The sequence below is a fragment of the Photobacterium sp. WH77 genome (assembly GCF_022014395.1).
In the GTDB taxonomy this organism is placed as follows: domain Bacteria; phylum Pseudomonadota; class Gammaproteobacteria; order Enterobacterales; family Vibrionaceae; genus Photobacterium; species Photobacterium arenosum.
Genome location: NZ_JAKLTE010000052.1, coordinates 1 through 1,206, shown reverse-complemented (window position 1 = coordinate 1,206; position 1,206 = coordinate 1). Strand labels below are relative to the sequence as shown.

The 1,206-nt window shown below is 43.9% G+C and carries 1 protein-coding gene; it reads right to left on the bottom strand.

Features of this window, described 5'->3' with window-relative positions:
* Positions 1-58: 58 nt before the first annotated feature.
* Positions 59-1,099, bottom strand: coding sequence for an IS481 family transposase (locus L6J37_RS21190; protein WP_192017845.1), 1,041 nt, complete (start codon positions 1,097-1,099; stop codon positions 59-61).
* Positions 1,100-1,206: the final 107 nt, after the last annotated feature.

The window sequence follows — 1,206 nt, the reverse complement described above, 5'->3', positions numbered from 1 at the left end:
TGTACTAATTCAGACCTGATCTGACAGTTACCCACTTTTCAACTCGGTGCCTGTCAGATTATATCTGAGCTAGATTCTTCTCTGCCCAGATTGATTTCCCATCCTCTAATGTTTCTATTGGCGTTCTGCCGCAGCACATTTTTCCTTGATGGGTACGATGATTGTTGTAGTAGTCCATCCATTCGTCCAGATCTTTCTGTAACTCTTCCATCGAACTATACAGTTTCTTTCTGAACGTCACTTGGTAGAACTCATTCAATATGGTCTTGTGGAAGCGCTCGCAGATCCCGTTTGTTTGTGGCGACATGGCCTTAGTCTTGGTGTGGTCGATATCATTGATCGCTAAATAAAGCTGGTAATCGTGTTGCTCGACTCGACCGCAGTATTCAGTGCCTCGGTCAGTTAAAATTCTAAGCATTGGTAGCTCCTGAGCCTCGAAGAACGGTAGAACTTTGTCATTCAACATATCAGCAGCGGTGATCGGTGTTTTTGTTGTGTAGAGCTTGGCAAAGGCGACTTTGCTGTAGGTATCAACGAAGGTTTGTTGATAGATGCGTCCAACACCTTTCAAATTGCCAACATAGAAAGTGTCTTGAGAGCCGAGATAACCTGGATGTGCTGTTTCTATCTCACCACAAACCTCATCATCGAGCTTCTTGCGCTCAAGGGCGGCAACTTGCTCATCAGTTAAGATGATACCGTTCTCAGCGACCTGCTTCTCCAGTGCGATAAGGCGTTTCTTGAAGTTCTCTAGATCATTACGAAGCCAGATTGAGCGAACGCCACTTGGGGAGATAAACACACCCAGTTTACGTAGTTCATTGCTTGTTCTGACTTGTCCGTGAGCAGGGAAATCAATGGCGTACTTGAGAACAGCCTGTTCAATTTCACTATCGACACGATTCTTCAAGTTTGGTGTTCTACGGCTCTGATTAATAAGTGCATCGATACCACCAGTCTCGACTAACTCTTGATAACGATAGAAAGTGTCTCTGGAGACGCCCATGACCTTACAGGCTCTGGATATATTGCCGAGTTCTTCTGCAAGATTGAGAAGGCCAGCTTTGTGTTTAATGATTGGATTGCTAGTATGAAGCATGAGAGTTACCTCTTATTGTCTTTGATTACGGATTCAGCACCTTTAATCAAAGTGGGTAACTCTCTTCATTTCAAATTGAAGTGTCAGATCTAGTCAGAACTAATACA